General features: G+C 77.3%; 2 protein-coding genes. One reads left to right on the top strand and one right to left on the bottom strand.

The annotated features are described in order from the left end of the window. Positions 1-865, top strand: an 865-nt coding sequence (locus L1885_RS27455) for a glycosyltransferase 87 family protein (protein WP_235799852.1), incomplete at its 5' end; no start/stop codon positions are given. Here L1885_RS27455 and L1885_RS27450 read toward each other — a convergent pair. Further along, entirely contained in the window at positions 822-2,027 is a 1,206-nt protein-coding gene (locus L1885_RS27450; RefSeq protein ID WP_372482044.1) for a Cif family virulence factor, read from the bottom strand. The genes L1885_RS27455 and L1885_RS27450 overlap by 44 nt on opposite strands. Positions 2,028-2,153: the final 126 nt, after the last annotated feature.

The raw sequence follows: 2,153 nt of genomic DNA, 5'->3' as shown, positions 1-2,153 counted from the left end.
CGCCGGGCGCCGGGCGTCGGCCGGGTGGCGGGGCAGGCCCCGGCTGATGGGCGCGCTGACGGGCCTCGGCGCCCTGCTGAAGGTGTGGCCGGTGCTGCTGCTCCTCGGGACTCCCCGCGGCCGGTGGACCCGGCTGTCGTGGCTGTCGGCCGTGGCGGCGGGCGCCGCCGTGGCGCTCCTGTGCGCGCTGTACGGCCCGGGCGGGTTCGCGTTCCTGACGTTCCAGCGCGACCGGGGCACCGAGGTGGAGTCGCTGGGCTCGCTCGTCTTCCACGTCGCCCGCCACCACGGCTGGCAGGGGCAGGTGCTGCTGAACTACGGCTCGGTCGAGTTCGTCGGCCCCTACGTCCCGCTCGTCTCGCACGTCGCGATGGGCCTGACGGTCCTCGGGTTCTGCTGGCTGCTGTGGTGGCGGCTGCGGGCGCGGGTCTTCACCCCGGCGACGCTGTGCGACGCCGCGTTCGTCGCGGTGCTGGTGTTCACGACGACGAGCCGGGTGATCAGCCCCCAGTACATGCTGTGGCTGGTGGGGCTGGCCGCCGTGTGCATGGTGGTGCGGGAGAGCGTGATGGGGCTGCCCGCCGTCCTGGTGCTGCTGGCGACCGCGGTCACGCTGCTGGAGTTCCCGGGCGGCTTCGGCCACGTGGTCACGAGCGACGGGCAGGGCATCGCGCTGATCGTGGCCCGCAACGGCCTGCTGGTGGCGGCGAGCGTCGTGGGCGGCCGGCTGCTGTGGCGGAGCACGGTCAGCGGCTCGGCCGTGGTCCGTACGCACTCCCCGCGGTCCCTGGCCGGCGACGGGAGCGACGGGGACGGCGACGTCAGTCCAGACGCGCCGTCAGGTACTTCCGCCACAGCCGGGTGAACGCCTCCGGCGTCGTCGACAGGACGTCGCGCAGCGCGTCTGGGACGGCGCCCGGCCGCCCGTCGTGCGCGCCGACGGCCCGGTAGAACGCGGCGAGCCGCTTCGCGCCCCACTCGTCGGCGATCAGCGCGCACGCGAGCCAGCTCTCCTCGTACGCCCGGGCCAGGGCGTCCGGGTCGGCGTCGAAGTCGAAGTCGCCGTCGGCGGGCAGCGCCTCGGGGACGCCGCTCGTGCGCTGCGCCGCGCGCAGTTCGGGGGCGAGCACGGTGGCCGGGCGCCCCGAACCCCGGTACGCGGACCAGTCGGCGAAGCCCTCCGACAGCCAGGTGGGGGTCGCCGCCGAGGTGGCGCGCCGCGTCGCGACGTGGGTGATCTCGTGGGTGAGGACGACCTGCTGCCCGAAGTCGCTGAGCGTCCCGTACGCGTCGGGGTTGACGATGATCCGGTCGGCGGGCGCGGCGCCCGCGCCCCCGGTCTCGCCGGTGGTGACGGCGGCGATGTCCCGGTAGGAGGCGGCGGGCCGGCCCAGGAGGGCGGCCATCGCGTCGAGGGAGGCGGGCACGTAGACGACGACGCGCCGCTCCCAGTCGCCGGGCCAGGCCGCGTCGACGGCGGGCACGGCGCGGTCGGCGGCGGCCGCGACGAGCCGGAGCCGGGCCGGGGCCTGCCCGACGCCGAGCACGAGGCTGCGGGCGCCCTCGACGGCCTCGACGCGGCCCTGCTGCCACAGCTGCTGGGCGCCGCCGTCGGCGGGCCGGTCCAGCGTCACGTACCAGCGGCCGCCCCGGCGGACGAGTTCCAGGAAGCGCGGGGTGGACACGGGCGCGGTGTCGTAGCCGGTGAGGCGGTAGCGCAGCACGGCGCGGACGGTCGCGGTGTCGCCGGTGCGGGCCACGTCGGCCACCTCGTAGCTCCAGGAGCGCAGCGGCACGGCGGCGAGGTCGGCGAACTCCTCCCCCTGCGCGGCGCGCAGAGCCGTCGCCCGGGGGTCGAAGGAGGCCAGGTAGGCGGTCCGGTCCCGGTGCAGCACGGCCGCGGCGCGGCGGTCGAGGACCTGCCGGACCTGCTGGCCGGTGGCGTCGGGCGCGGCAGGCCGGGCGGTGGGCGCGCAGGCCGGCGCGATCAGGCACACGCTCAGGCACAGGCCGACGAGCGCGAGCAGCCGCCGGAGGGCCGCGGGGCCGCCGTGCGCGCCGCCGCGGCGCGCGCCGGGGTTGCCGTACGGGAGTGCCACGACGCCGATCGTAGGGGGTGGCGGCGGCTCACCAGGCCCACTCGCCGCGGCCCG

The sequence above is a fragment of the Streptomyces fuscigenes genome (assembly GCF_021556455.1).
Taxonomy (GTDB): Bacteria; Actinomycetota; Actinomycetes; order Streptomycetales; family Streptomycetaceae; genus Streptomyces; species Streptomyces fuscigenes.
The sequence above is the reverse complement of the archived record's forward strand: the minus strand, read 5'-3'. Positions and strand labels throughout refer to the sequence as shown.